Origin of the sequence: Aeromonas sp. R2-3, assembly GCF_040908375.1 — a bacterium.
Taxonomy (GTDB): Bacteria; Pseudomonadota; Gammaproteobacteria; order Enterobacterales; family Aeromonadaceae; genus Aeromonas; species Aeromonas veronii.
In genome coordinates, this window is record NZ_JBFODP010000016.1 from 142,974 (window position 1) to 169,899 (window position 26,926).

Sequence of the window (26,926 nt, forward strand, 5' to 3'; positions counted from 1 at the left end):
CAGCATTGTCCCCAAGGGGTTACACAGTGGCAAGCAGGGGATCTTATTACCAATGGTTATTTGCACTACGAACCATTCTCATTTAGATTTCATCTCATTCCACAAGAGGTGACCATCATGTACGTCTGTTTGTGCCGCGGCATCACAGATACCCAGATCCGCAAAGCGGTGCAGTCAGGTAAAAGCGAATTCCGCCAGCTCAAGCAGTCGCTCGAGGTGGGCGCCCAATGTGGCAAATGCGTGCGCATGACCATGGAGATCATCGCCGCCGAACTCGACAAGATGGAGCAGGAGCAACCCGCGCTCTACTACGAGGTGGCCTGATCCGGACACCTCTTTTCTGATGCGACCCGCCAACAGGGTCACCCCTTTTCTCAGGCGAGCTGGCTCGCCAGACCTCTTGTTGTCACTTTTCTGGACTAAGCTCTAACGATCGGAGCCTCAGGCACGAACCAAGGAGCACTGTCGATGAAAGGAGATCCCAAGATCATTGCCCACCTCAACAAGGTGCTGGCCAATGAACTGATTGCCATCAACCAATACTTCCTGCACGCCCGCATCTACGATGACTGGGGCCTCAAGGCACTCGGGCACAAGGAGTATCACGAGTCTATCGATGAGATGAAACACGCCGACGAGCTGGTCAAGCGCGTGCTGTTTCTCGAAGGGCTGCCCAATTTGCAGGATCTGGGCAAGCTGCGCATCGGCGAGACCGTCGAAGAGATGCTGCGCTGCGACCTGTCGCTGGAGATGGATGCCATTCCCGACCTGAAAGTGGCCATCGCCTACGCCGAGTCGGTGCAAGACTACATCAGCCGCGACCTGTTCCAGGAGATCCTGGAGGATGAGGAGGAGCATGTGGACTGGCTGGAGACCCAGCTAGACCTTATCGATCGCATCGGGCTGGAGAACTACCAGCAGTCGCAACTGCACCACGGCTCCTGAGCCAGCAGGCCAGCAAGCAAAGAGACCCGCCAGCGCGGGTCTCTTCATTTGAGCAGCCATGACCCGAAAACTTTTCGACAGGATCACAGTTAATACGCCCGACACAGCATCTGTCATGGCTTTCGATTAGGATACGACTCTCTTCCAATAACAATGCTACGGACGATTTCCATGGAACAGATTGCACGCGAGATGGCACCCCACAAACGGGTGGCACTGGTGGCTCACGACAACATGAAGACCCCTCTGCTGAACTGGGTAATGCGCCGCAAGGAGGAGCTCAAGCTCCACCATCTCTATGCGACCGGCACCACCGGCACCATGCTCGGCAAGAAGGCGCAACTGCCCATCACCTGCCTCTTCTCCGGCCCCATGGGGGGCGACCAGCAGCTCGGCGCCCTGATCGCCGAAGGGAAGATCGATGTGCTGATCTTCTTCTGGGATCCCCTCAATGCGGTGCCCCACGATCCGGACGTGAAGGCGCTGCTCCGCCTCGCGGCAGTCTGGAACATCCCGGTCGCCACCAACGAAGCGACCGCCGACTTCATCATGGACAGCCCCCATATGCGGCAAGCGTTCAGCGTACAGATCCCGGATTACGCCGGTTATCTGAAGGCGCGTACCGAGTGATCGGCTAACCCGTCATGCAAGAGGGCCGCAACAAGCGGCTCTCTTTATTAGGAAACAAACCGATGCCGGCTTATAGCGCCCGGGCGAGAATGCGCGCCACCCGATCAGGGTCGATATCCTGCTGCTCACCGAGCGCGGTGCGCCCCACCCGCTTGAGATTGGAGCAGACCGCCGGAATGCAACTTTCGCTGAGGCCATAGTCGGCCAGCCGGGTACCCAGTCCCATCTTCTGGAAGAACTGCTCGGTGCGGATGATCGCCTCCTCGATGCGCAGGGCCTTGTCCTCGCGGGTCGAATGCCACACCCGTTCGGCAAACTGGGCCAGCTTGTCCTGCTTCTGGCTCGCCCGCTCACGCAGCAGTGAGGGGAGTACCACAGCCAAGCTCTGGCCGTGATCCAACCCGTAGAGCGCCGTCAACTGATGGCCGATGGCGTGAGAGGCCCAATCCTGTGGCACCCCGCAACCGATAAGGCCGTTGAGCGCCAGACTGGCGGCCCACATCAGATTGGCCCGCACCTGATAGTTGGTCGGCTCCACCAGCGCCTTGGGGCCGTTCTCCACCAGCACCTGCAGCAAACCTTCCGCCAGCCGATCCTGTACCTCGCCTCCCACCGGAAAGGTGAGGTACTGCTCGGCGATATGGACGAAGGCATCCACCACCCCATTGCCGGTCTGGCGGGCAGGCAGGCTGTAGGTGGTGGTCGGGTCGAGCACCGCAAACTGCGGCTGCACCAGCGGACTTCTGAAGGAGATCTTCACATCCCCCCGGCTCACCACCGAGGTGGGATTGCTCTCGGAGCCGGTCGCCGGCAGGGTCAGCACACAGCCCATCGGCAGCGCCTTGTGCACGCTCGCCTGTTTACCGCAGATATCCCAGGGATCATCCCCCTCATAGCAGGCGGCCGCCGCAACAAACTTGGTGCCATCGACTACCGAGCCACCGCCGACCGCCAGCAGGAAGTCGATGCGCTCGCGCTTCACCAGCGCCACCGCCTCCATCAACAGCTCGAATCTGGGGTTGGCGCCGATGCCGGAAAACTCCTGCCACGTCACCCCTTCCAGCGCCCGGGTCAGCTGCTCATAGACGCCGTTTTGCTTGATGCTGCCACCGCCGTAGAGCACCAGCAGCCGGCTGCCGGGCGGGATCAGGTCGGGCAGGCTGGCGATCTGCCCCTCACCGAAACAGATGCGGGTCGGATTGGCATATTGGAAGTTGTACACGGCGGACTCCTCGACTGGCTCAATGCGCGGACATTGTGCGCCTGTGGGGAGGTGAGGTCAAAAGAGGTGGCAGAAGCTTGCCCATCGGCGGTCGACACTGGCCCATCGGTGCCGACCGGGTAGATCTCAGAACAGCGGCAGGATCAGGCAGTTTTGGCCTCATCTTTGGATGAGCTCTTCTTACCGGTCAGGCGATCCATCGCCTCCTTGAGCATCGCCTCTCGCTGTTCGTTGAGCGGCTTGCTCTGCTCCGCCCGCTCTTCCGGCGTCAGCTTCTTGTTATCGGCGATGGTCTTGAGCTTCTCTTCGATCTCGTTGAACTTCTTGCGATCGAAACCAAGCGCCTTGTCCACCAGCTGCTGCACCACGCCCCCCTTGTCAGAGCTCATATCCAGCGCCGGCGGCAGCTTGTTGTTCTTGGCCAGATGTTCGTAGGTCAGCACCTGCTGGGCTTGGCCGGTCATGCGCTGGGTGGAGAGGCTGACCATCTCCTCCCAGCCACCACCCTGACCGCCGCTACTGGCACTGTTGAGGGTAGCGAGGGCGCGGTTGTTGGATGCGCTCTGGGCAAGCTGCTGGCTGTAGGGTTTGATATCCATGGGGGGCTCCAATTCAGTGCGCATCTGCGGCAATGGGCACAGGCTGATCCGATCACATGGGGCGTCAGGCCCCACCATTATCAATTAAACCAGCAAGTTACAGGCCAACTTGTCAGATAGTGCGAGATCCAGAGATATGGCGGATCTCACCACGCATCCCACGCAAGCAGGCGTCAGAATCATGACTCATCTGCTGCCAGCTCACGCTGTTTTGGCACATTTTGCCGTCCACGCGCCACGATGCCAGAGAAAAGTCAGGAACAGTCGTTCGATCACAAAATAAACAACCACTCGGGAATACAATTTTGGCGCACATCACAACCAGCCAGCCGTGTCATGGATGATCTGTTCGTCAAACCAATAACAGGCAGACCAATCTGCCGTGCTCGCTCCGCTGCCAGTTCGGAGTTGCGGCCTCCCCACACCTCATCCCCTCGTCTGACTCTCACTCACCGCAACCTTTCGGGCATAACTATGAAAAAACACACCTTGAGTCTTCTCTCCGCCACCCTGCTCACCCTGCTTGGCACCAGTGCCGACGCCTGTACCGGCCTTATCGTCGGCAAGGGGGCCAGTGCCGATGGCAGCGTGATGATCGCCAGAAACGAGGATTTTGGCGTCAACAACTGGAACAAATACCTCGCCTTCCGGCCTGCGCAGCAGAACGAGGGCAAACTCTGGAAACTGGGCAACGGACTGGAAGTGCCGATGCCAAAGGCGTTTTTCGCCTACTCAGCCATTCGTGACTGGGATGCCACAGCCAGCGACCCGGACGGCAAGTATTACGAGGAGCGCGGCATCAACGAGTTCAACGTCGCCATTTCGGCCACCACCAGTGCCGAGGTCAACGACAAGGCCCAAAAAGCCGATCCGCTGATCGAGAAGGGGGTCATCGAGGCCATCATCCCCACCCTGATCCTGCCGCAGGCCAAAACGGCCAAAGAGGGGGTCGCACTGCTCGGCCGTTATGTGGAGCAATATGGCGCCGGTGAGGGCAACAGCCTCTATCTAGCTGATGTGAACGAGGCCTGGCTGATGGAGATTGGCTCCGGCCACCACTGGATCGCAGTGCGGGTGCCGGACGACAACTACGCCATGGTGGCCAACGGCCTGCGCATCCACGGCGTCAATCTCGACAGCGCCGATGTGCTGCACTCGCCCAAGCTGCTGGAGTTTGTACGCGAACACAAACTGCTGGATAACGCCGACCCGAAAGAGTTCAACTTCGCCAAGGCGTTCGGGGTCATCGCTGACCCGTATAACGTGGATCGGGAGTGGCTCGGCCAGAAAATGCTGACCGCCAGCCACCCGCAGCCGACCCGGCAGGCGCAATATCCGCTCTTTATGAAGCCGGATGCCCCCATCGCCGTGCCGGACGTGGCCAGGCTGCTGAGCGCCACCTATGAGGGCACGCCGCTGGCGGGCAAGGCGGAGCGGCCGATCCGCATCGATCGCCAGCTGGAATCCCACGTCATCCAGCTGCGCAAGGAGATGCCCAAAGAGCTGCAGGGATTGATCTGGCAGAGCTACGGCGTGCTGGCCGAATCTGTGATGGTGCCGCTCTACAACACGCTGGAAAACTATCCCCTGCCCTATCGCACCGGCAGCGACAGCTACTCCGATGACTCTGCCTACTGGCAGTTCCGCAGCCTGACCGCGCTGGCCAGCGCCGATCCGGACAAGTACCTGCCGCTGCTGCGAAACGTCTGGAGTAAGGAGAGCACCAAGCTCTACAAGGAGGTGGCGCTGCTCGACAAGAGCCTTAAGCAGGCCTATGCCAACGACAAGGCTACCGCCATCGGGCTGGCCGCCGACTACTCCTATGGCCAATTAGAGAAGACCTACCAGATGGCCAAAGATCTGCGCTACAAGCTGATGACGGATCTGACCAAGAGCAGCGAGAAGAAGTACTCGGAGGAGCAGTTCAAGAAGATCATGAGCCTGTAATCGGCTCGCCAACACAAAGAGGCTCCCAAGGGAGCCTCTTTTGTTTCAACCAATGCAGCGATCAGCGACGGCTGATATTGAGCGGGCCGAAGGTCTGCGCCACCGGCATGATCTCGATGCTGTTGATGTTGACGTGGGCCGGTTGCTGGCTCACCCAGAGCACGGTATTGGCGATATCTTCCGGCTGGATCGCCTCCACCCCCTGATAGACGGAGGCCGCCTTGGCATCGTCACCGTGGAAGCGCACGTTGGAGAACTCGGTGCCGCCGCACAGGCCCGGTTCCACGTTGGTGACGCGGATGGCGGTGCCAGCCAGATCGGCGCGCAGGTTGAGGCTGAACTGCTTCACAAACGCCTTGGTGGCGCCGTAGACGTTGCCGCCCGGATAGGGGTAGGTACCCGCGATGGAGCCGATGTTGATGACATGGCCGCGATTGCGCGCCACCATGCCCGGCAGCAGCAAGCGGGTGAGCAGGGTCAGGCCGCTGATGTTGGTGGCAATCATCTGCTCCCAATCTTCCAGATCCGCCTTGTGGGCCGGCTCCAGCCCCAGCGCCAGACCGGCGTTGTTGACCAGCAGCTCCACCTCGCTCCACTCGGCTGGCAGAGCGGCGATGGCGGCGCGGGTGGCCGCCTTGTCCTGCACGTCAAACGCCAGCGGCAGGAACTGCGCACCCAGCTCGTCAGCCAGCGCGGCCAGCCGCTCGGCGCGGCGACCGGTACCGATCACCTTGTAGCCCGCCTGCACCAGCTGGCGGCTGATGGACTCACCAAAACCGGACGAGGCGCCCGTTACCATTGCAATCATCTGAACCTCCATTATCTCAACCGATATTGTTATTTATGTTGTTGAAAGCAATCTGATTTATTCATCGCTCAATTCACGTCCGGTCGCCTTGCGCCAGACAAATACCACCAGATGGAGCAGCAGCAGACCCGAGCCACCCAGCGCAAACAGCAGGCCGGTGAGGGCGTTGACCGAGGTGTCGGCACCACACCACCACCAGACCAGCCAGCCACTCAGACCGATGATGAAAGTCTGGATGGCGCAGACCGGACAGCGCCCCAGCTTGGCCCTGATGGCGGTGGCAAGACAGTTGTCGCAGCTCATCCTGCTCCTCGATTCTGCTCGTGCAACATGATCAGTTGGCCCGTGAAGACGGCTTACGAGCCTGAGTGCGAGCCACTCTGCGCCGCTCACGCTCCTCGTCGCTCACCAGCGGCAGCACCAGCCGGTGGGCGTGCTGGTCGCGGCCATAGTAGTCCGCCAGCCGCTGCTGGGGACGAAATCCCAATCCCTGATAGAGCGCCAGCGCCTCTTCGTTGGCGTCCCCCACTTCGAGGCGAATCGCCCCCCAGCCAGCGACCTTGCCCTCGCGGATCACCTGCTCCAGCAGACGACGGGCCCAGCCCAGACGGCGCACCGTCCAGCGGATGGCCAGCGCCTGAATGACCAGCCGATCCCAGCCTCTGTGCTCCAGCAGGCAGAGATAGCCCATCAGCTGATGTTTCTCGTCCAGCAGCAACAGGGTGCGCCCCTTGGCGTGGGCCAGCAGATAGTGCCAGCGGCTGCGGCCAAAGGCGACTTCAGGGGGAAAACAGTAGCGTTCCAGATTAACGATGGCGCCCAGATCATCGGTTCGGGCAGCACGTACGGTCAACACGGGGAGTCCTTGTTCGGTTATTTATCCTCAGCACCAAAAATGCGACTTGTATCACAAGTTACCAAGGCGTCATATTAGGCACTGTAACCTCTTGTTTCCCCTCGCGCCATTGTCGTGCTTGTCGGTGCATCGAAGCCCACTGGGGATCCTGCCTGTTCAGGCAGTCTGATCTGTGGAGCCGAAAATATGAGTACCTATGTCATCGTCGAAGAGCTGGGCGACTGGCCTTGCCATGCCGATTATCTGCTGACCGCCCGCACCTATCTGCAACATGGCGTGCCGACCACCGGCGGCCGACCCCGCATCATCAACCTCTGCCGCAATCTGGAACACCTTAGCGCAGGCTACTACTGCTCGCTGCTGGCCCAGGCACGCGGCCACCACTGTCTGCCGGGTCTGCAGGCCATCAGCCGACTGCAACCCCAGCAGCCACCGGCCAAGCTGTGGCGCAAGGCACAAGGGTGGCTGGCCCAGCAGAGCGAGGATCGGATCCGGGTACGTGCCATCTTCGGCCAGTGTGAACAGAGCGAACTGGCGGGGCTGGCCCGCTACTACTACGGCCTGAGCCAGCTGCCGCTGCAGGAGCTGACCCTCAAGCGCGGCCGCCACGGCTGGTCGGTCCGCCAGCAGCAGAGCCGGTCACCGCTGGAACTGAGCCAAAGCGAGAAAGAGTTAATGCTGCACCACGCTCAGGCGCTGGTGGGGACCGGTGATGAGGAGCAGGCGGCGCCGCTCTACCAGCTCGCCATTCTGGTCGACCCCGATGATGGCCGTGCCAGCAGTGACGGGCTGGCGCTGGAGCGCTTTATCCGTGCTGCAGCCGTCCAGGGCATCCGGGCCGAGATCCTGCCACCGTCAGCCATCGAGCGGCTGCAGGAGTTCGACACCCTCTGGCTGCGTGCCGAAACCGCAGTCGGCCACTACACCTTCGAATTTGCCCACCGTGCCGAGCAGCTGAAGATGCCGGTGATCGACAGCTCCCGCGCTATCCTCGCCTGCAGCAACAAACTCTACCTCTACGAGCTGATGGTGCGTAGCGGCGTGCCCATGCCGCCCACCATGGTGGTGACCCGCCGCGGCCGCCACCACGTGGACGAACTGGTACAACGGCTCGGCCTGCCGCTGATGGTGAAGGTGCCCGACGGGGCACAGGGGCGCGATCTCGCCATGGCCAGCGACGAGCAACAGCTGGCCCGCCTGCTGGACGAGGGGCTGGGCCGCTCCGCCCTGCTGCTGGTGCAGAGCCGGATCCCCGCCGAGTTCGACTGGCGCATCGGCTTTCTCGACGGCTCGCCGCTGTTTGCCTGCCGCCGCTACCGGCCCGAACCGGGCAACCGCATTCGCCGCCGCAAGCACCCCCTCGACATGAGCCGCATCGAGGCGCTTCCACTCAACGAGGTGCCGGAACGGGTACTGCAGACCGCCCGCCGCGCCGTGCATCAGCTCGGCAATGGCCTCTACGGGCTCGATTTGCGCCAGCAAGGGCGTGACTGCGTGCTGCTGGAGATCGTCGACAACCCCTGGATCCGCGGTGATATCGAAGACAAGGAGGCGCAGGATCTCTACGAGCGACTGGCCCGCGCCTTCCGCCAGCGGCTGGAAAACCGGGGCCAGAGCACCGTATAACCACCATAACTTTGTCACCCACAATGACAGAGAGGGCCCCGCGAAGGGGCCCTCTCTCATATCAAAGCGTGCTGCGGCTGTCTTATTGCAGACGCAGGAAACGCCCGCTCAAGGGCGGTATCTCCACCGTTACGCTGCTGCCGCCGATGGCCAGACTCTCGCCGCTTTGCAGATCCACCAGCGCACTGCCGCTGCGCAGTTTGCCCGTCGGCAGGTTGTAGCTGAGCGCCGTGGTGGAGAGGTTGAGCAGGTAGACTATCTGCTCCCCCGCCGTCTGCTTGATGTCACCATAGAGACTGCCCTCGGCCACCAGTTTGACTCGCTCTCCCTGATAGAGAGCGGGGTGGGCGGCACGCATCGCCAGTAACTGGGCCAGCCACTCTTTCAGCTCGGCTTGTTCGCTACTTGGCACAAAGCCGGTGACAGCGGGCACCTTGCCGTCGCTGCGGGCCACATGATCGTCGCACAAGCCCTGCGCCGCACAGTCACCACCGACCTTGGCGGCAAAGCCCGGCACCTCGTCGCCAAACTCCTCGCCATAGTAGAAGGTGATGGGGCCGGAGCGGGCCGCCATAAAGCTGAAGGCTGCCTTGTGGCGCTGCCAGTACTCGGTCGACTTGAAGTTGCCACGCTCCAGCAGATCACCGAAACGCACCAGATCGTGGTTGCCCAGCATCAGGTTCGGCATGGCATGATTCGGGTAGTTCTCCACCTTGTTCCAGCTGGCGTCAAGCACGCTGGCCCCCTGGCCGCCCTTGCCGGACTCCTCCACCGCCAGTGCCTGCACGATGCCGTAGCGCAACGGGAAGTCGAACGCCGAGGAGAGCGCCGGATTGTCGCTGCTGCCATAAGCCTGAGCGCGAATATCGTCAGCCCCCTTCCACACCTCGGCCACCATGTAGCCGAGGGTGCCCCACTGCTGACCGGCGGCCTTGCGCGCTGCGCTGGCCTGCTCCACCTCGCTGCGAATGGCGCGCCAATCATCCAGCCCAAGCTGATAGGCCTGATCGAGGCGCCAGCCGTCGATGCCGTACTGCTCGACCCAATAGCGGGCCACCTCCTTGAAGTAGGCGAGGCTCTCCGGCTTGCTGTAATCCACCAGCTGGCCGGGATAACCCGCACCGCCGCTGGTGAGGGCTGGCAGACGCCCCTCTGGCGAGGGCTTGCTCACCCCCACCTTGTTGACGTGGCCAAACACCCCGTCGAGGAAGACGTAGAGGCCGCGCTGGTGCGCCCCGTCCACCAGCTGCTTGAGCTTGGCATTGCTGCCAAAGTTGGGATCCACGGTAAAAAAGTCGCAGGCGAAGTAGCCGGTGGCATCGAGCTTGTTATCGCCGCCTTGCCCCGCGCAGGAGTCGAACACCGGGGTGAGCCAGATGGCGTTGACGTTGAGACTCTTGATGTGGTCGAGACTGTCGATGATCCCCTGCAGATCGCCGTTGTGCTGGGAGGGGCCATAGCCGACGCCGTAGTTGGCACTGCCGTCACCATCGGCAAACGACTCCACCATTACCTGATAGATGCGCAGGTTGCAGGCGGGTTGATCGTCGCCATAGCAGGCACGACTGGCCGTAGCGACCGGAGGGTGAGTGACCGGCGGATTGACGACGGGGGGAGCGCTCTCCCCACCTGAACTACCGCTGCCGCCGCAAGCCGCAAGTAACAGGGCGGCCCCGAGCAGGCCGCCATAGCGTAACGTTCCCTGTTTCATTGTTATGTTCCCGCTGTGAGAGCAGGCGTCTGATACGCCTGTTTTTCACCATGATAGCGATGCTCACACAGCGGTGTCTGTGACTGAAAACGTTATCTGACTCAACTGGTTAGAGCACCCCTGCCGAGGCAAAACGGTAGTTGAGCGAGAGCCAGTAGGAACGGCCCGGCTCGGGGATGCGGCCGCTCTGCTCGTAGCCCAGCCCGGCCTGACTGCTGTGCACCGACTTGGAGAGGTGCTCGTAGTAGAAGGTGTCGAACAGGTTGTCCACTCCGGCCGAGAGCTGCCACCCTTTGGCAAACTGCCAGGCGCCGCTCAGGTTCATGGTGAAGAAGCCAGGGGTCTCGCCCTGATCCTGACCGGCGACCGTGCCGGAGCCCACATCCACCCGATCCTGCGCCGCCACGGCGCGCCCCAGCAGGGTGAAACTCAGCGCTTCGTCCGGCTGCCAGCCCAGCGCCAGCTTGCCATCGAGCGGTGGCATCTGGGCCAGCGGTTTGTTGTCGCTGCGGTTTTCGCCGTAGACCACCGCCAGACCACCATCGAGACGCCACTGCTCGGCAAACTGCCAGCGCCCTTCCAACTCGCCACCCCGGGTCTGGGCATCGATATTGCGCACCTTGTTCGACTTGCTGTTGTAGAGCAGGTAGTCCTTGATGTCGGCGCTAAAGAGGGAGAGGGTCAGGTCCAGCTCGCGGCTGCGCAGAGCCAACCCAGCATCCCACTGGCGACTGCGCTCCGGGTTGAGGGTGAACGGGGTGCTGTCCTTGCTGCGCTCCCAGTAGTCCGGCGCCCGCTCCGCCTGCCCCCAGGCCAGATAGCTGGACCAGCGGGGCGACCACTGGTACTCGTAGCGACCAAACCCGCTGTTCAGACTCAGGGTATCGCTGTAGAGGGTCTGTTCACCGGCGCCATAGCGGGTGGTCTCGACCCTATCCTGACGATAACCGCCCTTGTAGCTGTGGGCTCCCTGCTGACGACCCAGTTCGGCGAAGCCGCCCTGCTGCTCGAAACGCAGGGTGCGCTGACGATCCTTGGTGGCATAGTCGACCCCACTCCGACTGCGATGCTGATCCCGGTTGCTGTCGAGCCCGGCGGTCAGCAGCCAGTCTGCTGGCAAGACGATGTCGTTGGCCCAGCGACCGCCGGTGTTGCGGCGATCCGGGTTGGAGAGCATCTTCATGCCGCTGTTTTGCCGCAGGCTGAAGTTGTCCATGATGTGGTCTATGTAGTTGTCCCACAGGGTCAGCTCGCTGCGCTGCCAGTGAGTGGTGATCTGCTCCTGCTTGAGCTTCAGCCCGAAGGATTCGCGATCAAACATGGGGCCATCCATGGTGCGGTCCGCATAGGCGGCGCGGGCATTGCTGCGCTCGGCGGTCAGTTCCAGCCAGGTGTGCTCCCCCGGCGTCCAGCCCAGCTGGGCGGTGCCGTTCTCGCGGCGATAGAAGGATCGCACCTTGTCACCGTGGCCATCGCGGTAATCATCGCTGTCGGAGTGGGTGAACTGACCGCGCAGATAACCATCGGTCGAGCCTGCCGTCATGTCGACCATCTGATCATCGCGGCCGAAGCTGCCAAAGAGGGCCGAGGCATCGGCCTTGAGAACCGGCGCGGTGAACTCGGGCCTGTCCCGTTCGAACAGCACAGTGCCTGCCAGCGTGGCCCCCTGCTCGAGGGATTGCGGCCCCTTCAGCACCCGGATCCGGTCAAAAGATTGGGGGAAGACGTAAGCAGTGGGTGGATCCATGCGACCGCCGCAGCCGCCAGCCAGCATGCCGCCATCCATCTGCACGTTGAGGCGGGACATCCCCATCCCCCGCAGCACGGGATCGCCGCCAAGCCCCCCTTTGCGCACCATGCTCATGCCGGTGACATTCTTCAGATAACCGGCGCCGTCGGCAGCGGGCATGGGGGAACCGGGCTTCTTGGGATCAAGCGTCACTTCAAGTGTGCTGGCCGGGCGGGTTGCTACCACCACCATGGGATCCAGCTGTTGAACCGGCTCCTGACCGGCGGCGCCGTGACAGGCGAGCCCCCCCACCAGCAGGGCAAGAGGAGTGCGCATATGACAAGCCATACATTTTCCTTATGTATTTGTTTATTTTGTTTTTTTCATTCAACCAATCAAACCTTTCAGCAGGGGAAAGGTTTGCCATCAGGCCGCAAAAAAGGCCTGCGGCGTGAAAGCGGCAAGCCTCTGTCGGGGGAAAGCGAAGGCAGGTTGGCAAAATGTTGCGCAGGTTTTACCCAAGTTCATTCATAAAGGCAAACGGACAAACATTCCAGTAACAGGAATCTGGCGTTGGCTCACAAAAAGCACGGATTAGCTGAAGGCTTCCCGTTCATCGATGGGGGAGATCAGGTGATAAACCTCGTGGGCAGACAAGGTGCATCCGACGGGCCACTCCAGCTGGTGGTGACGGTTGATAAAGACCCGGGCGCAGTGGCGTTCGCTCTCCAGCTTTGCAAACAGCAGCTGACCTCGCCAGGGGGTCAGATCCAGCACGCCCGTGGTGCCATCCGATAACACCACAAACAGGCGCCATCCCTGCACATACTCGACATCGATAAAGACCGGCATCCCTTCGGCTCCGATTGAGATAATTCGCGGCAATTATAAATGGAGTCCCCCCTTCCATTCGCGCTGCGGCTCACATTTTATCCAGCAGCTTATTCTGCACTCAGTAACCGGTCGAGTTCACACTTTTAGATAAGCGATATGTTAATTGCCTCTTTTGGCAAGATAGAGTGCAACCTTATCCACATCTGCCTGTCATAAAAGCACAACAAATAAAAAAGCGTCTGTGGACAGACGCTTACAGGCCCAATCAGGAACAAACATGACAGCTCTAAAACAGCGACTCGGCCCGTTTTGGCCCTTCGCCATCTTCTGCGCGCTCGCGCTCTTCTCTCTCTCTTTCAGTCGAATTGCCCTCGGTGTCTGGCAACTGGAACGGGTGGATGCCGTGGCCGGTTGGCAGGAGATGCTGCTGCAAGGGATCCGGGTCGATTTTGCGACCCTCTGCTGGGTCTGGGGCGTCCCCGCCATGCTCACCCAGCTGCTGGCAGGCCCCCACGCCATCGGTCGCGGCTGGCTGCAATTGATGCGAGTGTGGCTGACCGTCGGACTCTGGCTGATGCTGTTCCTCGAGATCTCCACCCCCTCATTTGTCACCGAATATGGCGTGCGCCCCAACCGCCTCTATGTGGAGTACCTCATCTATCCGAAAGAGGTGCTCTCCATGTTGTGGGCGGGCCGCAAAGCCGAGCTGCTGCTGGCGGTGCTCTTCAGTGGTGCCGTGCTGGCCGGTGGCTGGTGGCTGAGCGGCCGTCTGGTGCGTGGCCTCAGCTTCCCGCGCTGGTATCTGCGTCCGGCCTTCGCCCTGCTGATCCTGGCCATCGGTTTTCTCGGTGCCCGCTCCAGTCTCGGCCACCGCGCCCTGAACCCGGCCATGGTCGCCTTTGCCGAGGATCCGTTGGTCAACTCGCTCACCGTCAACTCCGCCTACTCCCTCTTCTTTGCCATCAAGCAGATGGGTGCCGAGGAGGATGCCAGCCAGTTTTACGGCAAGATGTCCGAGCAGAAGGTGCTCGACATCATGCGCAAGGAGAGTGGCCGTCCGGCCAGTGATTTCAACTCCGATCTGCTGCCCAGCCAGACCTTCAACGAGGCAAGCTTCCAGGGCAAACCGAAGAATCTGGTGATCCTGCTGCAGGAGAGCCTGGGCGCCCAGTTTGTCGGCTCCCTCGGTGGCCTGCCGCTCACCCCCAACATTGATGCGCTGTCGCAGCAGGGCTGGGCGTTCGAGCAGCTCTACGCCACCGGCACCCGCTCGGTACGCGGTATCGAGGCGGTACTGACCGGCTTCACGCCGACCCCGGCACAGGCGGTGGTCAAACTCGGCAAGAGCCAGACCAACTTCTTCACCATCGCGGATCTGCTCAAACAGCGGGGTTACGACACCAGCTTTATTTATGGCGGCGAGAGCCACTTCGACAACATGCGCAGCTTCTTCCTCGGCAACGGCTTCACCACCATCGTCGAGCAGAAGGATTTCGACAATCCGGTGTTCAAGGGCTCCTGGGGCGCATCCGATGAGGATCTGATGGCCAAGGCCGACGAGACCTTCAAAGCGCTGCACAAAGAGGGCAAGCCCTTCTTCAGCCTGGTGTTCAGCTCCAGCAACCACGATCCGTTTGAATTCCCGGACAACCGCATCGAACTGTTCGAGCAGCCCAAGCAGACCCGCAACAACGCGGCCAAGTATGCGGATTACGCCATCGGCGAGTTCTTCAAGAAGGCGAAACAGTCCGAATACTGGAAGGACACCCTGTTCTTGGTCATCGCCGATCACGACAGCCGGGTCGGTGGCGCCAGTCTGGTGCCCATTCCCCGCTTCCATATCCCCGGCGTCATTGTGGGTGACGGCATTGCACCGAGGAAGGATCCGCGCATCGTCAGCCAGATCGACATGGCGCCGACCCTGCTCTCCCTGATGGGGATCAGTGCCGACTACCCCATGCTCGGCAAGGATCTGACCCGCATGCCCGCCGACTGGCCGGGTCGGGCCATCATGCAGTACGACAAGAACTTCGCCCTGATGCGCGGCAAGGATGTGGTGATCCTGCAACCGGAACGGGCGGCAGAGGGCTATGTCTACGACAATGCCAACGAGAAGCTGACCCTGGCAGCGCAGCCGGACGCCTTGAAGGAGGATGCGCTTGGTCTTGCCCTGTGGGGCAGCATGGCCTATCAGAAGAGTCTCTATCAGACGGCCAAGGATGAACGCACCGCCGCCAATTGAGCCGCTCGTGCTGCTTCAACCCATAGCAGAATGGAAAAAACCGCCAGCTGGCGGTTTTTCCATCTATCCATACCGTCGGCCCACAGGCCGTTATGGCTGGGGAAAGCAGGGCAGGGAGCGGCTGAACTTGTGCTCGAATACCAGCGAGGTTTCGAGGTGCACCACTTCTTCGCGGGAGGTGAAGTGATCGAAGACGAAGTTGCGCAGGTGCTCGGTATCGGAGACACAGAGGTGCACCAAAAAATCATCCTTGCCCCCCATGTGGAACAGGCTGATCACTTCGGGCAGCGCCAGAATGGCATCGCGGAAAGCATCGATGATCTGACGGCTATGGCGGGCCAGCTGCAGGGAGACCATGGCCTGAATGTGGCCACCGAGGGCCTGATAATCCACTTCGCAGTGCGCCCCCTTGAGCACGCCATCCTGCTGCAGCTTGCGCACCCGCTCCAGACAGGTGGAGGGGGCAACGCCCACCAGCGCGGCCAGATCCTTGTTGGTCATGCCCGCATCCCGAAACAGATGGGCCAGGATATCCAAATCCAGTTGATCCAGGTTTCTCATCTTAACTCCTTGAACCGCTCAATTTTTTAGACTCTGCCCGTAAACCGGGGCAAACACAACGGCCATTGACATCCCCCCTGCCCCGCCTATCCTTGGCGCCATTCACCGGCCGCAGCCCTGCGGCCACCACGCGAGGATCCGCCATGCACCCGTATCACCCCTTCTGGAGCCTTGAGGTTCCCCGTGTCGACGGTCAGCTGCTGCTGACCCCCTGCCCCGGCACCCAGCAGGTGCCGCTGACCCTGGCGCTCGATCAACTGCGGTTGGCCGGTGCCCACGGAGTGGTGACCCTGATGACGCGCGCCGAGTTGATCCGACTCGAACTGGCGCAGCTCGGCCAGCAGGTCGAACACGAAGGGATGCGCTGGTTCCATCTGCCCATCGAGGATGATCTGGCCCCCGACACCGACTTCGAGGCTGCCTGGCAACAGGCGCTGCCACAGCTGCGCGAGCTGCTGGGGGATGGCAAACATCTGGTCATCCACTGCAAAGGGGGCAGCGGTCGTACCGGTCTGGTCGCCGTCGCGCTGCTGATGACCCTCGGCCAGCCGCAGCAAGAGGCGATGACCGCAGTCAAAGCTCACAGACCCAAGGCGTTTACCCTGGCCTGCCACCGCCAATGGCTCGACCAGCTGGCCGAGCGGCTGGAGCTGGGCGACTGACTACTTGCCTCCTTGGTCATAGGTGAAGACCTTGCCGATATCCTCCACCCGATAGCTGGTGAGCTGATAGACGTAGTAGTTGAGCCAGTTGGCAAACAGCAGATGACCATGGCTGCGCCAGCTGGCGCGCGGCGTCTTGCCCGGATCGTTATTCGGGTAGTAGTTGACCGGAATGGCCGGGTCGAGCCCTGCCGCCAGATCCCGCTGATACTCCCCGTCCAGCGTCAGGGCATCGTACTCCGGGTGCCCGGTGACAAACACCTGACGACAATCCTTGGTCGCCGCCAGATAGACTCCCGCCTCTTCTGACTCGGCAAAAATCTGCAAGTCGGTCTGGGCACGGATCAGATCGCCATCAAACGCCGCGTAACGGGAGTGCGGGGCGACGAACTCGTCATCGAAACCGCGCAGCAACGGCTCGTGCTCATCGAGGCGATGGTGGCGGTAAACCCCGGAGAGCTTCTCGCCGTGGGTCTGCTTCTCCATACCATACAAGGCTTTCAGCGCCGCCTGCACCGCCCAGCAGAGGAACAGGGTGGAAGTGACATGCTGATGGGACCACTCGATGATCTCGACGATGCGCGGCCAGTAGACCACCTCCTCGAACTCCACCAGCCCGAGCGGCGCCCCTGTGATGATCATGCCGTCATAGTTGTTGCCACGCACCTGCTCGAAGTCGTGATAGAAGTTCTCCAGATGGGCCTGCGGCGTGTTCTTTGACTCCCTGTCATCGATGCGCAGCAGATCCACATCCACCTGCAGCGGCGAGTTGGAGAGCATCCGCATCAGCTGGATCTCGGTCTCAATCTTCTTTGGCATCAGGTTGAGGATGAGCACCCGCAGCGGACGGATGTTCTGGGTGACGGCCCGGGATTCCGTCATCACGAAGATGTTCTCCTGCCCCAGCACTTCGGCGGCGGGTAACTGATCCGGGATCTTGATCGGCATGCTTACTCCCTGTACTGCATCGGTAAATATGTCTGGACATCCAGAAGCCTATAATAAAGCTCCTGCCCTGTCATCAGATACCTTTTGTATTCACCCCCGCCTTTGACTAGCATACGGCTCAGTGTGTCTCCTGCTTCCAAGATAATGACCGGTATCAAGATTTCCGTAGATCGACTGCAAGTCGGCAACTATGTATCCCTGCCACTGGGGTGGCGCGAACACCCGTTCCTGTTTTCCAGCTTCAAGATCAAAAGTGAAGAAGAGATCGAGCTGATCCGCCGTCTCGGCCTGAAACTGGTCACCATCATTCCCGACAAGAGCGACGTTCCGCCCAAGCCCCTCAATCAGGTACAGCCTCAGCAACAAGAGAGCGCAGACGCCGCCCAGCGTCAGGCCCAGATGCAGCAGGAGAAAGATCGCCGCATCGAACAGTTGCAACTCTATCGCCGCAACCTACAGCAGTGCGAGAAGCAGTTCCAGCAGTCGCTGGCGCAGGTGCGCAGCGTGATGAGCAAGATCCAGTCCCGCCCCCTCAATGCCATCGGCGAGGCGCAGGAGCTGGTCAATGCAATGACAGAACAGCTGCTCTCGGTGGACGAGATGGTGCTGCACCTAGTCTCCGACAGCGAGGATGGCAACAACCTCTACTTCCACTCCCTCAATGTGAGCGTTCTCAGCATGCTGCTGGCCAAGGAGTGCTGCATGACGGCTGACGAGATCCGTCAGGTCGGCATGGGGGCGCTGTTCCACGATATCGGCAAGCTGAAGATCCCGAGCCAGATCCTGCGCAAGACCGAGCCTCTGACCAAGCCGGAGCAGAACCTGATGGCCCAGCACCCGCGCTACGGGCTGGATCTGCTCAATCTGGCCAAAGATTTCCCGGCCGAGGCGAAGGGGATCGTGCTCCATCACCACGAATATCTCGATGGCAGCGGGCCGGAAGGGCTCAAGGGTGGCCAGCTCGATCCGCTGACCCAGATGGTGTCGCTGATCAACGAGTACGATAACCTCTGCCACATGCAGGCCAAGGTGCCCTACTCGGCCCTGAGCGGCCTCTACAAGCAGCGCAAGGCGCAGTTCAATCCGGAGTACCTCAGCATGCTGATCCGGTTGATGGGGATCTACCCCCCCGGCAGCGTGGTGCAACTCTCCAACGGTCAGGTGGGGCTGGTGATGTCGGTCAACGCTTCCCGCCTGCTCTACCCCTCGGTGCTGGTCTACGATCCGCGCATTCCCCGTCAGGAAGCGGCCATCATCGACCTGCAGCAAGCCGAACTGTCGATCGCCAAGGTGATCCACCCCAAACGGCTGCCACCCGCCGTGTTCGAGTACCTCAATCCGCGTACCCGGATCAGCTACTACTTCGAGCACAACAAAGCCTGATTGTGTTGGCTCGAGGCCAACCGTTGCCACCCGTTTAATCCAAGGAGCCTGCCATGCGTATCGAGATCATCAGTACCGGAGACGAAATAGTGACGGGCCTGGTGGTGGATACCAACGCGGCCTGGCTCAGCGCTCTGCTGCTGGAACAGGGGTGGCAGGTGCGCCGTCGCCTGACGGTGGGTGACAACCTCGCCGACCTGAAAACGGTGCTGCAAGAGAGTGCCAGCCGCGCCCAGGTGGTGCTGGTGTGTGGCGGGCTCGGGCCCACCGCCGACGACCTCACTGCTCAGGCAGCCGCTGAAGCCTTTGAACAACCGCTCACCCTCTTCCCCGAATGGCTCGCTACCATCGAAGCGCGCTACGCCAGCCGTGGCCGCTCCATGGCACAAAGCAATGCCAAACAGGCCTGGTTGCCGCAGGGGAGTGAGATCCTCGACAACCCGGTTGGCACCGCCTGCGGCTTTGTGGTGCGAAATGGCCAGAGTCAGCTCTTCTTCACCCCGGGCGTGCCGTTCGAGTTCAAGCAGATGGTGCGCGAGCAAATTCTGCCGCGCCTCAAACAGCTGGCCGGTGCGCAGATCGATACCGAGCTGCGTCGCTTTTACACCTTCGGCGTCTCGGAGTCGGCGCTCAGCGATATGCTGGATGCCGACCCCTGGCCAGCTGGTATTGAGCTGGGTTACCGCTCCTCCATGCCCCTTATCGAGCTGAAACTGATCGGCCACGGCGCCAGCGCCGCTGACATGGAGAGCGCCGAGAGCAGATTGCTCAACACGATCCGCCCTTGGCTGGTTGGCAGCGGAGATACGGAACCGGCGCAGCAGATCCTCGCGCTGCTGCAAGGCAAACCGCTGGCTCTGCTGGAGGGAGAGAGTGGCGGCGCTCTGCTGGCGCTTTGTCACGGCCATTCCCGGCTGGAGGCCAACTTCAGTACGCTACTGGCCGATGAGCTGGCGCAACTGCCGACCGCCGATGCGGGCCTGCAACTGACCATAGGGCGAGAGGGGACAGAGGGGGTGCCACTGCTGCTCAGCGCCGATGGCATACACCTCGGTCAGACGGTCAAGGTCAGCCATCCCGACCCGGAGAGCCGCCGCAAGATCCTCGCCTTTGCCGCCCTCGACATGCTGCGCCGCCATATGCTGGGTGAGCCGGTACTCGGAGATTACCTCACCCTGGCCAGAACAGCCCAGCGCAGCTGATAACTACCGCCCCTGCCAGCGACCCTATGTCGCTGGCGCTGCGATCCGCCTTTTCACGCCGTTGCCAAACAGCACCCATATTTATCCGGCCGCCATCACCGATTTGACTTCAATTCATTGACCATTCAGAAGAAATATCTGAATACTGCCCACTCTCAGGGTTGGTGACTCGCTTTATTAATCATTGAGAGATTAAATGACAGTAGAGGAGCGAGCCGATCGTTCCGTTCTCATCCAGCAAGGAGATGCGGTGTTAAGCAAAGAGTGGTTGCTGCTATCAAGCGATATGGAACTGGTCTGCCTGCGGATTGCCGCCGGTCTCACCAAGCCTGTCACGGAACAGGATGTGCAGGCTCTGCTGCTCGCTTCCAACTGTCGCCGCTATCAGCCGCTGTCCGAGGGGATCAAACAGGCCATCAGCCTGCTCAATACCCTGCTCACCAACCCTGCCGCCCCCGTCCCTGCCAACCCCATCCCCATCGGCAAGCGTCAGGATGCCCGACTCGCCGTAATAGTGGAGAAGGATCGCATGAGCGCCATCGCCCAGATCACTGCCGACTGGGGTGGCAAGTATGTGACGCTGGAACAGCTGAAAGAGGCGATCGCCATCAGCGAAATCAAACAGGGGGTGAGTGAGCAACTGCTCACCGCTGCCATCCAGTCAGCCAAGGAGGCCGCCCCCGGCAGTCAGCTCAAGCTGGTGATTGCCAACGGCCAGCCTGCCGTCAATGGTCAGGACACTCGCTATGAGCGGCTGGTGGAGACCCCGGCCGAACGGATCCTCAAACCGCAGGAGCTGGGTCATGGCAAGGTCGACCTGCGGGATCTCGGCTCCATCGTCACCGTCAAGGCAGGCGCTCCGCTGATGCGCCGTCATCCGGCCACCGTCGGGGTACCCGGTTTTACCGTGACCGGTCAGGATCTGCCCGCCAAAGATGGCAAAGACAGCCCGATGAGTGCTGGCGAGGGCACCTTCATCTCCCCCGATGATCCCGACCTGCTGATTGCCGGTCGGGCTGGCCTGCCCTGTCAGGAGAAAGCGGGCATGAAGGTGGACGAGGTGCTCAGCGTCAAACAGGTTGATGCCCGCCACGGCCACATTGATTTTGAAGGAGGCTTAATCGTCAGCGGCGACGTCAACCCGGGCATGAAGATCCGGGTCAGCGGTGACATCGTGATTGGCGGCTTTATCGAAGGGGGCTGGATTGAGGCAGGGGGCAGTATTACGGTACGCCACGGCATCATTGGCCGCCGCAACGAGCAGGGGGAGTACCTTTGCCAACTCAATGCGCAGGGGGAGATCCACGCCAGCTACGCCCAGTATGCCCAGCTGGAAGCGGGGGGGGATATCCAGATCCAGAGCCAGCTCAGCCACTGCTACTCCCGCAGCGGACAAGATATCAAGGTGGGTGATAGCAACATGCGCAAAGGCACTCTGCTGGGGGGCACCAGCATTGCCAATCGCCTGATCATGGCCCCCAGCCTGGGGGCCGAGGCCGCCAACCATACCCGGCTGCAGATCCTCGGCGGCTACTTCACCCACAAGGAGCAGGAACACCAGCTCAAGCTGCGCCAGCAGGCGTGTCAGGCCCAGCTGGAGAAAATCAAGGAGCTGGTCATGAAGTTGCTGCAACTGCCCAGCGACAAGCGCAATCCGGATACCCTGCGCAAGCTCAAACCGATCCGGGACCATCAGCTGGCCGAACTGGCCCAGCTCGATGAGCAGCTCACCGCCAACCAGGAGGAGCTGCGAAACTTGATGGCTCAGATGGAGGTCATTGCCACCCAACACCTCTACTCCGGCATCGAGGTCGAGATGGCCAGCTTCAAACGCAAGGTTACCATCACCCGAGGCCCTACCCGTCTGACCATCCATGATGAAACCCTGGAGATGACCCCTTACGAGGGACACAAATAGCTCAACCGGCACGGACTGCTCGCTGTATCGTCCGTGATCCCGCCGCCGATTTTCGCTACACTCGCCACTTCCTTGGCCCCACCGGGCGGGCCACCCAGACTCAGGTAGTGAGAGATGTACAAGCTGATCGCATTGGATATGGATGGCACCCTGCTCAACCCGCAGGGCCAGATTACTCCCCGCACCCACGCCGCCATCAGCGCCGCGCGCGCCAAAGGGGTAACCGTTGTGCTGGCCTCCGGCCGCCCGCTGGAAGGGATGAGCCGCTATCTGGAAGAACTCGGCCTCACCACAGAGCATGACTACGTCATCTGCTACAACGGCGCTCTGGTGCAACAGGTGGCCGATCAGCGCATCATCCGCAGCCAGCTGCTGACCGGCAGTGACGCCAGCGCCGTCGCCAAACTGGCTGATGAGCTGGAGGTGAACGTCCATGGTTTCTCGGTCACCCGTGGACTGATCAGCCCCCGTGTCAGTACCTACACCGAGCACGAATCTCGCCTGATCGGCATGCCGATCAATCTGATCGACTTCGCCACCCTGCCTGCCGACGAGCAGATCATGAAGGTGATGATGATCGACGAGCCGCCCCAGCTCTCCCGCGCCATCGAGCGACTGCCTGCTGAGCTCTATGAGCGCTATACCGTGGTACAGAGCGCCCCCTTCTTCCTCGAGTTCATGAACAAGCAGAGCAACAAGGGAACAGGCGTGGCCGCACTGGCCGAGCACCTGGGCCTGACCGCCGCTCAGGTGATCTGCGTCGGGGATGCCGGCAACGATCGCCACATGATCGAGTACGCTGGCCTCGGTGTGGCGATGGGCAATGCCACCGACGAGATCAAGGCTCTCGCCCAGCACACCACTGCCCGCAACGATGAAGATGGCGTGGCTCAGGTGATCGAGCAGTTCGTACTGAATGCCTGATCGCAATCGAGCGCCCCTGCGTCCGATAAGGAAATAAAAACGGGGAGGCTGTCAGCCTCCCCGTTTTTTCTCTGGTTAGTTATCTGCGTGATGAGCGGTAATTCGTGCGTATCACTGGTTCGCCAGACACTGGGTATGGGAGCCCGGTTGCAGGTAAGGCGTCAGCAGAGGAGCCATCCCCTTGAGCACCTGTACCGGCAGCGCCGAGGTGAAACGGAACTTGTCAGACTGGCTACCCGGTACATAGGCGGTCAGGGTACCGAAGTGATCCTCACCCAGATAGAAGACGAAGGTTGCGGTGCGGTTGCGCGCCAGCGAGCTGGTCACGTTGCCATAACGGCCCACTGTTTCAATCCGGTTATCCCCGGTCCCGGTCTTGCCCCCCATCTGCAGCACAGTGCCATCCGGCAGGGTAAAGGCACCGGCGATACGTCTTGCCGTGCCCCCTTCAACGACCTTGGAGAGCGCACTGCGCAGGGCTGCCGCCACCTCTGCCGGCATCACCCGGGTTCCCTCGGTGTGCTGCGGCTCAAACTCAGTCTCGAAGGGCGTCCCCTTGGCGAACGAGAGATGCTCGATACGCAAAGTTGGCGAGCGGACACCGCCATTCTGGATAATCCCCATCAGCTCGGCCAGTGCAGCCGGACGATCGCCGGAGCTACCCAACGCGGTCGCCAGCGAAGGCACCAGATGGTCGAACGGATAACCGAGCTTGGCCCAGCGCTGATGGATATCGAGGAAGGCTTCAACCTCCAGCATGGTGCGGATCCGGCTGTCACGGGCACTGCGATGGCGAGTCTTGAACAGCCAGCTGTAGACCTCCTGCCGCTCGTCACGACTGGCTGCCACAGCGTCGGCAAAGGTCGCCTTGTCGAACTCCTTGAGATAGGCCAGCAACCACAGCTCCAGCGGGTGAACCCGGGCGATGTAGCCCTGATCCGGCAGTGAATACTTGCCCGGGCCATAGCTCACATAGAGCTGATTGACCCGCTTCGCACTCAGCTTCTCCCGCGGCAACCGCTCCGCCAGGAAGGCAGCAAAAGCCGCTTCGCTGGCTTCCGGCATCAGGTAGCGGTGAACCGCCGCCAGACGTACCGCACTCGGCTTGAGACCGTCGAGGAAGGTATCGAGCTGCTCCTCGGGAGTCTTGCCGCGATATTTGCGCCAGAAGCGCAGCAGATAGGTCTGGCCCTCTTTGTCGGCAAATTTGGCCAGATACTCCTGACGGCGGGGATCCTTGTCATCCTTCAGCAACTGGGCACGGTTGCCCTCCTTGTAGAGGCTGTAGCGCACGATATCGCGCATCAGCCGCACAAAGGGCAAGTTAATCGACTCACGCAGAGAGTCACGCAACGTCGGAATACGATTGTTATCCTCGCGGCGGAAGTTGTTGAAGGTGTGCATGCCGCCACCGGTAAAGAACCCTTCATTGGGGCTGGCGGAGTATTTGCGATCCAGCGCCGCTTCCAGCATCACAGGCAGGCTCTTGTCCTGAGCCGTCATCAGATAGGAGATGGCCCAGCGGCTGAGGTTGTCCTGAGAGACGGCAGCCAATTTACGCAGATTCTCGACCGGCATCCCGGCATAGTTATCGTGCAGCTCGGCTACGATCTCCAGATAGGTAGTCAGCACCCGCAACTTGGCGGTTGAGCCCAACTCCAGCTTGGAGCCTTCATTGATATCAAACGGCTGATCGGTGTTGTCGGTCTGTACCCGCACCTTGAACCCTTCCGGCGATTTCTCGAACAAGGTGAAGCTGTAGCGCACATCGCCGGTCTTCTCTGGCGAGAGCAGGCGCTCACCAAACAGCCCTACCTGGGCGGCAAACGTCGGGTCGGCCAGCTGTTGCAGATAACGGGAGATTTCGTTCTGCAGCGGCATGTTGAGGCTGGTATCGGCGGTCAGATCCATCCGGTCGAGGTCATAGAGCTGCACCCCGAGCTGGCGGCTCAGGCGAGTACGGGCAACCTGCAACCCCTTGTTATTGTTCACCCGAGTGATAGCAGGGGACTGCAGGAAATCACGAAACGTAATCTTGGCCTTGAGCGCCGCCTCCATCAGTGGCGGCGTGATCATTCCCTCCTGCACAAACAGGCGCAGGTAGCTGTCGGTCAGGGTAGCCAATGCCTCTCGCCCCTGAGCCAGATAGTAAGAGGGACGGCGGTGCGCAATCATCAACGAGACCACCTGACGCAGGGCAAGCCCCTGTTCGGCCAGCGGTGCGTTCTGGTTGCGGGCGGGGTCCAGCAGACGGTTCACGTCATCGACATTGGCACCAAACCAGACCCAGAGACCATCTCCCAGACCATGCACTTCACCATATCCCGGCGCAGCCGAGAGCGGTACCGAGTTGAGGTAGGCCCAGGCGACCAGTTTGCGCGCTTCGAGGGTTTCCGGCCCGAGACGATAAGCCCGCACGCTGGCAGAGGCCATCTGACGGATCTTCTCGGTCGGCGACAGGGTCAGACCATCCGGCGAGTGGCGATACTTCTCCACCTGGGTCGCCAGGGTACTGCCACCGGCAGATTGATCCTGCATATCGAGCGCCTTGCCCACTTGAGAGAGCGCGGCCTTGGCAAAACGGGGCCAGTCGACCGCCGGGTTGGCCAACGGCTCTTCGTTGCTCAGCAAGTCGCGGTTCTCGATAAACAGCAGCGACTGGATGACGAGCGGCGGAATGGAATCAAAATCCGGATAGTGATGGGTCGGATACTTGAATTGATAGAAGGGCTCGGCGCGGCAATCGTGCAACGTCAGGCCAGCCTGCACCTTCTCGGTATAGGGCACGAAGAAACCACGACTGGCGTAGTCATAGAGCGCGTCGGAGAAATGCACCTGCTTGCTGACTTCATAACCCCGCTGCAGCAGGCGCTCCTGCATCATCGGCAGTTGCACATAGCCGAGCCGCTTGTCGAACGGGCCATCCTCAGGGAAGGCGATCTGCTTGCTCTGGCCAGGCTCGACCTGATAGGTGAGCTTGGCAGCATAGCGGGAGATCTCCTGAGATTGCAGCTTCGAGGTTTTCATCTCATAGCCAACCAGAGCGATCACCGCCCCCAGGCACAATAAAAAGAGAAAACAGAACAGCCAACGCCACCAGGGACGGCGCTTGCGCTTTGGGTTCCCGTCCGAGGTCTGGACAGATGAATCTTGAGATGCCACTTGTGTCAAATCCGTCTGTTCTGATGCGCCCATATCAGCCCCACCATGGTTGCGCAATTTATTGTGTTTCACTCAAGCTTAGTCTTTTCAAGTCAATGGCTTGAAACTATTGACCGCTTTGTGGTGATGGTAACAGGGCAATTCTAAAAAGGGGAGCCGATTGTTGCAGGAGTGGCAGAGATCCGAGCTGATAACAAAACACCGGCCAGTGGCCGGTGTTTCTTAAGCGAAAGCGCAACGCTTATTTGTGAGAGCTCATGCCCTTCAGCTTGGTGCTCAGCTCTTTACGCTCTTTGGAGAGCTCGGCGTTCTTGATGATGTGGTCATCCACGCGCTCTTCATAGTCGGCACGCATGTTGGCGATGATCGCCTGTACATCATCAATGCTCATGCCCGGCTTGATGTAGTCGCTCAGGTTGTCGAGCAGCAGCACGCGCTTCTGGTTGTCACGGATCTTCTTCTCGTTATCCGCAATTTCACGCTTGAGTTTGTTCTGGCGACGGGACATACGCACATATTCCAGTACATCGCTGAAGGTGGACTTGTTTACTTGTTCCATATCGATACCACTGACTTAAGGTTGATAAAAACTGGCCAAGTTACACCTGGAACCCGGCAAACTCGGCACGGGACAGGCAAACTCAAGATGCCCTTACTCTACCGAGTTATAAGCGAGATACAACCCTAATCGCGCACCATGAACAGAGTTTGGCCAAAAGTAAACCAGTTAAAATGGCCAGTAATCCATCAGATAAGAGCTTGATATGGATACAAAATGGAGGAGATGACAGGGTTTTAGTTCTCTTCCTGCAGATAAATGCTAACACTGGCTGTTTAACACGCTAAAAATACAAAAACCCGGTCATGAGACTGGGCTTTGTGTTGGTTCCGGTGTGCAACCATCGGGGTCAGTAGGTAAAAACGCCCATAGCAAAAAGGCCTTCCCATCAGGGAAGGCCTTCAAATTAGTGGCGGAGCGGACGGGACTCGAACCCGCGACCCCCGGCGTGACAGGCC

General features: G+C 60.6%; 23 protein-coding genes. 11 read left to right on the forward strand and 12 right to left on the reverse strand.

What is annotated here, in order from left to right:
- Positions 1 to 117: 117 nt before the first annotated feature.
- From AB5Z02_RS05610 to AB5Z02_RS05620, 3 genes are all read left to right on the forward strand, one after another.
- Entirely contained in the window at positions 118 to 324 is a 207-nt protein-coding gene (locus tag AB5Z02_RS05610) for a bacterioferritin-associated ferredoxin (protein ID WP_159144412.1), read from the forward strand.
- A 144-nt stretch (positions 325 to 468) separates the two neighbouring features.
- Positions 469 to 945: a bacterioferritin gene (gene bfr / locus AB5Z02_RS05615; protein ID WP_005354959.1), complete on the forward strand. Its 477-nt coding sequence runs from the start codon at positions 469 to 471 to the stop codon at positions 943 to 945.
- A gap of 171 nt (positions 946 to 1,116) precedes the next feature.
- Positions 1,117 to 1,575: a methylglyoxal synthase gene (locus AB5Z02_RS05620; protein WP_005363178.1), complete on the forward strand. Its 459-nt coding sequence runs from the start codon at positions 1,117 to 1,119 to the stop codon at positions 1,573 to 1,575.
- Positions 1,576 to 1,645: 70 nt separating this feature from the next.
- Here the strand turns inward: AB5Z02_RS05620 and AB5Z02_RS05625 are convergent, their stop codons facing one another.
- On the reverse strand, positions 1,646 to 2,797 hold the full coding sequence (locus tag AB5Z02_RS05625) for an iron-containing alcohol dehydrogenase (RefSeq protein ID WP_368215520.1): 1,152 nt from the start codon (positions 2,795 to 2,797) through the stop codon (positions 1,646 to 1,648).
- Between the two features lie 143 nt (positions 2,798 to 2,940).
- The gene (locus AB5Z02_RS05630; RefSeq protein WP_019446593.1) at positions 2,941 to 3,396 is read right to left on the reverse strand and encodes a hypothetical protein; all 456 of its coding nucleotides are present in this window, start codon (positions 3,394 to 3,396) and stop codon (positions 2,941 to 2,943) included.
- A 474-nt stretch (positions 3,397 to 3,870) separates the two neighbouring features.
- Between AB5Z02_RS05630 and AB5Z02_RS05635 the strand changes: the two genes are divergently transcribed.
- The gene (locus AB5Z02_RS05635) at positions 3,871 to 5,343 is read left to right on the forward strand and encodes a C69 family dipeptidase (protein ID WP_368215522.1); all 1,473 of its coding nucleotides are present in this window, start codon (positions 3,871 to 3,873) and stop codon (positions 5,341 to 5,343) included.
- Between the two features lie 61 nt (positions 5,344 to 5,404).
- On the opposite strand, the gene AB5Z02_RS05640 is transcribed toward AB5Z02_RS05635, so the two are convergent.
- From AB5Z02_RS05640 to AB5Z02_RS05650, 3 genes are read right to left on the reverse strand one after another with little or no spacing between them, the layout of a single operon-like run.
- On the reverse strand, positions 5,405 to 6,151 hold the full coding sequence (locus AB5Z02_RS05640; protein ID WP_279506049.1) for an SDR family oxidoreductase: 747 nt from the start codon (positions 6,149 to 6,151) through the stop codon (positions 5,405 to 5,407).
- Between the two features lie 57 nt (positions 6,152 to 6,208).
- On the reverse strand, positions 6,209 to 6,454 hold the full coding sequence (locus AB5Z02_RS05645) for a DUF3624 family protein (protein WP_042053656.1): 246 nt from the start codon (positions 6,452 to 6,454) through the stop codon (positions 6,209 to 6,211).
- Between the two features lie 31 nt (positions 6,455 to 6,485).
- Positions 6,486 to 7,007 (reverse strand): N-acetyltransferase family protein, encoded by a 522-nt coding sequence (locus AB5Z02_RS05650; RefSeq protein ID WP_368215524.1) that lies wholly within the window; start codon positions 7,005 to 7,007, stop codon positions 6,486 to 6,488.
- Positions 7,008 to 7,193: 186 nt separating this feature from the next.
- Between AB5Z02_RS05650 and AB5Z02_RS05655 the strand changes: the two genes are divergently transcribed.
- Positions 7,194 to 8,633, forward strand: coding sequence for a RimK family protein (locus AB5Z02_RS05655; protein ID WP_368215526.1), 1,440 nt, complete (start codon positions 7,194 to 7,196; stop codon positions 8,631 to 8,633).
- Between the two features lie 82 nt (positions 8,634 to 8,715).
- On the opposite strand, the gene AB5Z02_RS05660 is transcribed toward AB5Z02_RS05655, so the two are convergent.
- The 3 genes from AB5Z02_RS05660 to AB5Z02_RS05670 form a co-directional block, all read right to left on the reverse strand.
- The gene (locus AB5Z02_RS05660; protein ID WP_368215528.1) at positions 8,716 to 10,344 is read right to left on the reverse strand and encodes an alpha-amylase family glycosyl hydrolase; all 1,629 of its coding nucleotides are present in this window, start codon (positions 10,342 to 10,344) and stop codon (positions 8,716 to 8,718) included.
- A 109-nt stretch (positions 10,345 to 10,453) separates the two neighbouring features.
- Positions 10,454 to 12,421 (reverse strand): TonB-dependent copper receptor, encoded by a 1,968-nt coding sequence (locus AB5Z02_RS05665; protein ID WP_368215530.1) that lies wholly within the window; start codon positions 12,419 to 12,421, stop codon positions 10,454 to 10,456.
- A 246-nt stretch (positions 12,422 to 12,667) separates the two neighbouring features.
- Positions 12,668 to 12,925, reverse strand: a complete 258-nt coding sequence (locus tag AB5Z02_RS05670) for a DUF2442 domain-containing protein (RefSeq protein WP_368215531.1) — start codon at positions 12,923 to 12,925, stop codon at positions 12,668 to 12,670.
- 259 nt (positions 12,926 to 13,184) lie between these two features.
- Between AB5Z02_RS05670 and AB5Z02_RS05675 the strand changes: the two genes are divergently transcribed.
- A complete protein-coding gene (locus AB5Z02_RS05675) occupies positions 13,185 to 15,149 on the forward strand; it encodes an LTA synthase family protein (protein ID WP_368215533.1) in 1,965 nt (654 codons plus the stop codon).
- A 90-nt stretch (positions 15,150 to 15,239) separates the two neighbouring features.
- On the opposite strand, the gene AB5Z02_RS05680 is transcribed toward AB5Z02_RS05675, so the two are convergent.
- Positions 15,240 to 15,710 carry an Lrp/AsnC family transcriptional regulator gene (locus tag AB5Z02_RS05680; protein ID WP_005336001.1) on the reverse strand — a complete coding sequence of 157 codons (471 nt, stop codon included), beginning with the start codon at positions 15,708 to 15,710 and terminating at the stop codon, positions 15,240 to 15,242.
- 143 nt (positions 15,711 to 15,853) lie between these two features.
- Here AB5Z02_RS05680 and AB5Z02_RS05685 point away from each other — a divergent pair, with 143 nt between their 5' ends.
- Entirely contained in the window at positions 15,854 to 16,372 is a 519-nt protein-coding gene (locus tag AB5Z02_RS05685) for a cyclin-dependent kinase inhibitor 3 family protein (protein WP_231719937.1), read from the forward strand.
- Here AB5Z02_RS05685 and metA read toward each other — a convergent pair whose 3' ends face one another.
- Positions 16,373 to 17,320: a homoserine O-succinyltransferase gene (metA, locus tag AB5Z02_RS05690; RefSeq protein WP_019446225.1), complete on the reverse strand. Its 948-nt coding sequence runs from the start codon at positions 17,318 to 17,320 to the stop codon at positions 16,373 to 16,375.
- A 144-nt stretch (positions 17,321 to 17,464) separates the two neighbouring features.
- Here metA and AB5Z02_RS05695 point away from each other — a divergent pair, with 144 nt between their 5' ends.
- The 4 genes from AB5Z02_RS05695 (at position 17,465) to yidA (ending at position 22,747) form a co-directional block, all read left to right on the forward strand.
- Positions 17,465 to 18,703 (forward strand): DUF3391 domain-containing protein, encoded by a 1,239-nt coding sequence (locus AB5Z02_RS05695; protein WP_005336014.1) that lies wholly within the window; start codon positions 17,465 to 17,467, stop codon positions 18,701 to 18,703.
- A gap of 53 nt (positions 18,704 to 18,756) precedes the next feature.
- The gene (locus AB5Z02_RS05700) at positions 18,757 to 19,905 is read left to right on the forward strand and encodes a CinA family nicotinamide mononucleotide deamidase-related protein (protein ID WP_368215535.1); all 1,149 of its coding nucleotides are present in this window, start codon (positions 18,757 to 18,759) and stop codon (positions 19,903 to 19,905) included.
- A gap of 250 nt (positions 19,906 to 20,155) precedes the next feature.
- The gene (locus AB5Z02_RS05705) at positions 20,156 to 21,823 is read left to right on the forward strand and encodes a FapA family protein (protein WP_368215541.1); all 1,668 of its coding nucleotides are present in this window, start codon (positions 20,156 to 20,158) and stop codon (positions 21,821 to 21,823) included.
- A 114-nt stretch (positions 21,824 to 21,937) separates the two neighbouring features.
- Positions 21,938 to 22,747, forward strand: a complete 810-nt coding sequence (yidA, locus tag AB5Z02_RS05710; protein ID WP_113739910.1) for a sugar-phosphatase — start codon at positions 21,938 to 21,940, stop codon at positions 22,745 to 22,747.
- A 111-nt stretch (positions 22,748 to 22,858) separates the two neighbouring features.
- On the opposite strand, the gene AB5Z02_RS05715 is transcribed toward yidA, so the two are convergent.
- Both AB5Z02_RS05715 and tmaR read right to left on the reverse strand, forming a co-directional pair.
- The gene (locus AB5Z02_RS05715; protein WP_075116006.1) at positions 22,859 to 25,942 is read right to left on the reverse strand and encodes a transglycosylase domain-containing protein; all 3,084 of its coding nucleotides are present in this window, start codon (positions 25,940 to 25,942) and stop codon (positions 22,859 to 22,861) included.
- Positions 25,943 to 26,150: 208 nt separating this feature from the next.
- Positions 26,151 to 26,468 carry a PTS system regulator TmaR gene (tmaR, locus tag AB5Z02_RS05720; RefSeq protein WP_005336024.1) on the reverse strand — a complete coding sequence of 106 codons (318 nt, stop codon included), beginning with the start codon at positions 26,466 to 26,468 and terminating at the stop codon, positions 26,151 to 26,153.
- Positions 26,469 to 26,926: the final 458 nt, after the last annotated feature.